Source organism: Candidatus Phytoplasma sp. AldY-WA1 (assembly GCF_020312115.2).
GTDB classification, from domain to species: Bacteria; Bacillota_I; Bacilli_A; order Acholeplasmatales; family Acholeplasmataceae; genus Phytoplasma; species Phytoplasma vitis.
On record NZ_JAHRHX020000035.1, the window covers coordinates 1 to 5,898 of the forward strand.

The following is a 5,898-nucleotide window of genomic DNA, read 5'->3' on the forward strand; positions in this document are numbered from 1 at the left end:
TCAGGACAAGTCTTTTTTTGTGGGCGCCAAAGAGACCTTATTAATTTGTTAATTGTATAATTTGATTTTAAAAGTTTGGTTTTTTATAATAATAAAGATAACTTATAATTATAATTTTATTATAAATATAGTTATTACCAAATTGTATGAAAGGAAAACAAAATATGCTGTTTTATATAAATATTTTTAAAATTACTATAATTATTTTATGGTAAATAGTAAATAAAAAAGACTGTGTTGACGCACAGTCTTTTTTTTACCAAATTATATTTTAAAATTTGAAAAACAAAATATGTTTAAATTATTATCAACCCGACAGTAAAACCAAGATGAAATAATAATTTATATAATAATTATATAATAAATAATTAATTTGTCAAGTTATTAATTTAAGTCTTGTTGGTTTTTTATATTATTTTTTTTTATTCCATCGTAATTATATTCTGTGATTTTTTTAATGGTTCCGTCAGGACGATAGAATGTTCGTTTAATTACTCGACCGTTGTCGTTTAATTCGTTGACGGTTTTAATAGTTTTGCCGTCGGAACTATAGTTATCGCGATAGATCAAAATGCATTTCAGGATCGCTCCTTATTTTACAAATTGACCCCACACAACACCGTACGATAAAAATTGTAAATATTTTTAATTCATCTTTAACAACTATTTTTATTGCTTTCAAATTTATTTATTATTATAATCTAAAATAGTAAAATTGTATATTTTTAATTTTAAAATTATAAAGCAGGTAAAAACAATAAATTTTTATTTTATTTATAAAATTTTTATTTATAAAATAATAAATGAATCTTTTATTATTCTTTTTTATTATTTTAATTATTATAAATTAATAATATAAAATAATAAAAATTAATTAAAAACAAGTTTATTCTTAGTAAATTAATTTTACTGAAAATTAAACTTGTTTTTTTTTAAAATTATATTAAATAATATTTTGTTTTTTTATTTAATTTGATTATTTTTAGATAAAATAAAATCCAAACTGTTTATTTTTTTAAATGATTTGGTTTAAATTTTTGTTGTTTTTAATTTTTTTAATAATAAATTTTATTTTTTAATATGTTTTTAAAAATTAAAAATTTAAAAAAATAAAAACTTTAAGTCTTTTTTATTTTAGATTTTTTATTTTTTTTGTAAATAAAAAATCCAATTGTTAATATTGTTAATGTTGTTAATATTACCCAGAACCATATTTTTTTATAAAATGGTTCATCTGTTTTATATAATTTTGCTCTATTTTTTTCTATATTTCTTTTAAATTCTTTGAATTTTTCTTCTAATGTTTTTTTATATTCTGTCATTGCTTGCGTAATTTTTGTTTTTGGATTTTTTGCTGTTTTTGTAGATTTTATTCTTTCTTTTAAATTATTTAAATCTATTGTACAATTACTAACAAATGTTTGGTAAATTTCTGAGTATTCCATTCCCATTTCTATTATTATTTTTACATATTTTGCTTCTTCATTTGTTAATGTTGTTATATATTCTTCTGTTTTTTCTTCTAACCAAATCTCGGACACTATTTGTCTACATTTTTCTATTTGTTCTGGTTCTAGTTTGGAAGTATATTTAAGTATATTTCCTCTATGTCTAATTGTTTCAAAATATTTTATGTTTATTTCATCCACTTTGTTACCAAAATCTATATTTATGTTATTAAATTCTGCTAATAATTGTGCATCTATATTTTCGCATTCTTCTAATATTTTTCTTGATTCTGTTAATGCTTTTACATATTTTTCTTTGTTTTTTTCTTCTATAGTTGACTGATCAAAAGCTTTTTTTGCTAATTGTCTTAATTGTTTTTTAACTAAATTGTCACTGACTTTAATAAATGAAAAAATTAAAATCATTAAAATAGATAAAAATAATAAATTTTTTAAATTTATTGTTTTTTTATTTAAAATTTCTTTCATTTATGTTTATCCGATATCTTTTTAAATTTAAGTTTAAGTTAAAAAAATTTTTAACTTTCCGAAATAATAAGTTTAATTTTTTTTATTACTTAACGAATTTAATTTTATTTAAAAAAAAAAAAAAACAATTTATATGTGTTTTTAAATAATATTTTATGAAAAAAAATAAAAAATTTAAATAATAAAAATTTAAAAGATTAATTTCAAGTTTTAACAGTGCGAGGTGTTCATTAATTAAATATCTTTCCAAAGTTTTAGTATTTGTATTACGATATTTGTTTTTAGTTTGGTTTCGAATTTATTTATTCCTTTCTATTTGAATTTTTAATTGTTAATATTTTTAAATAAAAAAGACCAAAAAATTTTTAATCTTAGATTATTCATTATAAAGATTTACCTTGTGAATCAACTACTTCATAATCACAAACTAATTCTAATTCAGGTATTGTGTTGGCAATGACATTTTCTTTAGCAATACTTGTATTTTGTTTAATGTTAACCTTAACATACAAATTTTTTTCACCATTAATCATAATAAAAAATATAAGTATTTTAGAATTAGTATAATCAAACCATAGATTTATCATTAAATATTTGAATACCTAGATTAAAATATGTTTTCGGTTCAATAAAAGTAAATTTAGTAGTATCATAAAAAGATGTTAATTTTAAAAATAAAGAAACTAAAATATCTATTCTTTTTGGTTTAATTTTTACTTCATGTTCAATATTAATTAAATATTCATATTTTTTTATTAAAATTAGTAATATTATATGATAAAAGAAATTTATCTTCGTTATTAACAACAGTTTTATTTAATATAAAAATAGGGAATTTATCGCTAATCGAATTTTGTCTCTTCTTTATTTAACAAAGAAGTTTTCTAAAACGAAAATAGATGAAATAGTAGCGGATAAATAAATAAAAATAGTAGAAATAGTTATAATTATTTTTATTTTATATTTTAATTTAAAAAATTTTATTATTTATTTTTTCATTTTATCTTATATTGATAATAATTTTTTTATAATAGATGAATTAACAATTAAATTTATTACATAAAAAAAACAAATTTTAAGTTCTTGAAAATAAAAATTAAAATTTAGTATTTTATTTTCTTATATAATAAATTAACAATTACAATTATTAAAAAAAACAAATTTTAAGTTTTTGTTTTTTTATCTATTCTATTTTAATAAATAATTTTTGTATTTGATCCCAATCAGGATGACCATTTTTATGAGGTAATGGAATTGTCATTTTAGACATTAATTCTTGATTCCATTTACGCCCATAATGAAAATAAACTCTTTGTTTTTTAATTAAAGTACACAAAAAAAGAGCTATTTCTAGAGTTAAATTTTGATTTTTAAGAGTTAAAATAAAAACATTTGAACTAGCAGAAAAAGGTTTATTTTGATAAAAAGCTTCTCCAATGGAACCATCATTACTTAAAGTAATTTGATTTCCTGGAAAAGAAGCAATTTGAGTATAACCCGAAACGCCATTATTTTTACTAGTAGCAGAAATATAAGGCACGGAACCTATTTTTTTTTTGATTTCTTGTCCTCTAACAATATTAAAAATATCTTTATATAAAAAATTTTTCATTAATCTAGAATTAATATTTATCATTTTATTATTAAAAATATTTTTATTTAATAGGGGTATTTTCTCTTTAAATTTATTCATATAGAAATTACCTAGTTTATTTATCCATAATGGTATTTCTTGAAGTGAAGGTAATTTAAAATTAGCAAACTTTGTTATAGCAGATCTATTAAAATGAAATAAAGAAGCATACAATCGTAAACAGGAAGCATAGTATAATAAATCATTCGAAGATAATTTAAATTCAGGTTTAGGTTTTAAAATTTTAACATGTTCAGTGGCATAAAAAGGTTGTGTTTGTAAAAAGGTAGAACAAACAGTTCCATCGGGAGCAAAAGTTAATAAACCTGCATCAAAAGTTTTTAAATTTGAAATAGGTTTAATTTTTTTGATTATTCCATAATTAGAACCTTTTCTACTAATTAAATTAATACCTTTAAAATCTTCAATAACTTTATTAGCATGTAATTTATGTCCTGAGAATATATCAAAAATCTCTGTTAATTTCATCATCTAACATTACCTCCAATTCGTGTAAAATATATTCTTTAAAAGTCAACATAAAATCTTTTTGAGAGGGTAAATCAGGTTTTAAATATGCTTCTATACACCATTCATCATTAAAATCTAGGATTTGCATTTTACTTTCTATATTATCTTCTTTGATTTCTTTTTTATTGTTATATGTTTCAATCCATTTTTTTTTTATTTTTTCCCATTCTGTTCCTTTTTTTATTCTTTTTGTCTTTTGTTTAATAAAACCATCATCTTTAAACCATCCTAAAAAAGTAGCATTTGTTTTGTTATGTGGAATACCTGATTTAAAAATTAAAATATTAGTAATCACTCCTGCTATTCCATGAAAAAGTTCCTTTGGACAAGAAAAACTTGCTAATAAAGTGTGATTTTTTAAAATTTCTTTTTTAACATTATTGACAGCTTTAGAATTACCAGTAGCAGAAGCTTGTACGATGGCGACCACTTTTCCTTTAGGAGTTATAAGTTCTAAAGATTTTAGGATAAATCTTAATTGTTCGGATGCTTCATTATAAGGAGGATTTAAAAAAGCTACAGTTGGTCTGTAATTGTTAAAATCCTCAGTTTTATATGCAAAACAATTTCCGTGATAAATATTAGTATGGCCATCACCGTGCATCATCATATTAACAGTTGCGTGTAACCACATATCATTTCTTTTTTCAATTCCTATTAATTGTTTTGTTTTAATTTTGTTTATTTCTTCTTCGGTTTGGGAATTTTGACACATATATTTCATAGCTGCAATTAAAAACCCACCTGTGCCACAACACGGATCTAAAACGATATCCGTTTTTTGAATATCAATTAATTCACAAAAAAAATCAGTAATATGAGTTGGAGTCAAAACTAATCCAGTTTTCTTATCTTCGGTGGCATATTTAATAAATTCACGATAAAATTCACCCATAATATCCCAATTGTTATTATTTATCAAAGGCATAATTTTCTCATTTAATTCTTTCAAAAAATAATTTAAATTAGTATTTTTTTGTCTACTTCCATAACTATCTACTTCTTCTTCGGATATCCAAACATTATTAGAAAGCAATCTATCATAATAAGAACAAATAGTTTTAACTTTATTTAAATCAAGTTTTGAATATAAATTAATTTCAGCGCAATTAATAATATGTTTTTTTAAACCTTTATTATTACCATTATAATTTTCCAAATTAATACTTCGTTCTGAAAGTGCTATCAAAAAACAACCAATTAAAACTGGTCTTTCTGATTCAGGGATTGACATTTGATGTAATTTATCATTAAACGATTTAATACATTTTAAATTATTGTCAACTTTAATATTAGTTAATTCAGATATCAATTTTTTAATATTTTGATATGTTAATAATTTAGTATATATCTTAGGGAATGGCCTTTGATGATTTTTAATCCACAAACGACCTTCAATTAAAATTCTTTGAGGATTTTGTCCTGATATACCATAATAAAAAACATTAAATGATTCTTTTAATTTAAAAGCATATTTTTCTTCTGCAACTTTTAAAGCTTGTGTTTGTTTTTTAGAATCGGCCTTGCATTCAATAACAATAATAATATTGTCAGTGTTATTTTTAAAATCAATAATAAAATCAGGTCTAACATTTCCTAATATTTTTTGAATTAATTTGTTACTACTAATTTGTTCATCAACATAAACTTTTTCTTTATTAAGAGATTTATTAATTAAATCTCTAGTAATTTCTTCAGTCAATCTTTCATTCACTTTTTTATTTTCCTTTATTTATCATAAGTTTTTTTAATAATATATTTATTATGATGATTAAGCAATTTTAGTATAATAACTTC

The 5,898-nt window shown here is 20.7% G+C and carries 6 protein-coding genes; all 6 read right to left on the reverse strand.

The genetic code is table 11. From position 1 onward, the window contains the following. Positions 1–384: 384 nt before the first annotated feature. Positions 385–570, reverse strand: coding sequence for a DUF2963 domain-containing protein (locus tag KTO59_RS03135; protein ID WP_284928589.1), 186 nt, complete (start codon positions 568–570; stop codon positions 385–387). Positions 571–1,118: 548 nt separating this feature from the next. After that, the gene (locus KTO59_RS03140) at positions 1,119–1,937 is read right to left on the reverse strand and encodes a hypothetical protein (protein WP_284928590.1); all 819 of its coding nucleotides are present in this window, start codon (positions 1,935–1,937) and stop codon (positions 1,119–1,121) included. Between the two features lie 383 nt (positions 1,938–2,320). Continuing rightward, the gene (locus tag KTO59_RS03145; RefSeq protein ID WP_284928591.1) at positions 2,321–2,524 is read right to left on the reverse strand and encodes a hypothetical protein; all 204 of its coding nucleotides are present in this window, start codon (positions 2,522–2,524) and stop codon (positions 2,321–2,323) included. Further along, positions 2,505–2,744, reverse strand: coding sequence for a hypothetical protein (locus tag KTO59_RS03150; protein ID WP_284928592.1), 240 nt, complete (start codon positions 2,742–2,744; stop codon positions 2,505–2,507). Before KTO59_RS03150 ends, KTO59_RS03145 begins: the two co-directional genes overlap by 20 nt. 376 nt (positions 2,745–3,120) lie before the next feature. After that, positions 3,121–4,062 carry a restriction endonuclease subunit S gene (locus KTO59_RS03155; RefSeq protein WP_284928593.1) on the reverse strand — a complete coding sequence of 314 codons (942 nt, stop codon included), beginning with the start codon at positions 4,060–4,062 and terminating at the stop codon, positions 3,121–3,123. After that, positions 4,037–5,815, reverse strand: a complete 1,779-nt coding sequence (locus tag KTO59_RS03160; RefSeq protein ID WP_284928594.1) for an HsdM family class I SAM-dependent methyltransferase — start codon at positions 5,813–5,815, stop codon at positions 4,037–4,039. Before KTO59_RS03160 ends, KTO59_RS03155 begins: the two co-directional genes overlap by 26 nt. Positions 5,816–5,898: the final 83 nt, after the last annotated feature.